We start from the raw sequence: 717 nt of genomic DNA on the forward strand, positions 1-717 counted from the left end.
ATACACACCTCTTCTTTTCCAGATGGTAGTTATGGAGGACAACCTGGTGGATTTGTAATTGAAACTAAACATAAAAATATTTATATAGCAGGAGACACAGCATTAACATTTGATATGAAGTTAATTCCATTACAAACAAAACTAGACTTAGCTATTCTACCAATAGGAGATAACTTTACAATGGGAATAGAAGATGCAGTTTTAGCCAGTGATTTTGTTGAGTGTAATACTATTCTTGGTTACCACTTCGATACATTTGGATATATAGAAATAAACAAAGAAGAAGCTAAACAACAGTTTGCAAATAAAAATAAAACCTTAACACTGTTAGAGATAGGAGAAAGTATAACGCTATAATTTGTTTTCTTTAAGCCATTCATCTCTTAAATCATCCGAAACTTTACCACTACCATCATGCCTCCAACCCGGAGGCTTAAAAAAATATTGTAATCTGCTAGAGAAAGATTTTTTTCCAGAAATTACATCTTTAAACATGGCAACCCATTCTAAAAAAGCAATTTTAATAGGGTTGTAGGTGTTTATATTAACGGTAAGCCCATAGACTACTTTTTCTTCTTTAAGTTCTGGCTGGAACGTTTTAAATAACTTATCCCAAATAATAAAAATACCAGCATGGTTTCTATCTAAATAAAGAGGATTACTACCATGGTGAACTCTATGATGAGAAGGCGTATTCATTACTGCCTCAAACCATTT

1 protein-coding gene and 1 pseudogene are annotated in these 717 nt (G+C 32.2%); one reads left to right on the forward strand and one right to left on the reverse strand.

Translation table 11 applies throughout. The features are described 5' to 3' along the window. A pseudogene (locus ACVC2P_RS04435) lies at positions 1 to 357 on the forward strand (metal-dependent hydrolase); the annotation flags it as partial. Here the strand turns inward: ACVC2P_RS04435 and ACVC2P_RS04440 are convergent. Then, positions 352 to 717: sterol desaturase family protein (locus ACVC2P_RS04440; protein ID WP_452597278.1), on the reverse strand; the 366-nt coding region annotated here is incomplete at its 5' end. The pseudogene ACVC2P_RS04435 and the gene ACVC2P_RS04440 sit on opposite strands and share 6 nt — an antisense overlap.

The sequence above is a fragment of the Pontimicrobium sp. MEBiC01747 genome, from assembly GCF_053601635.1.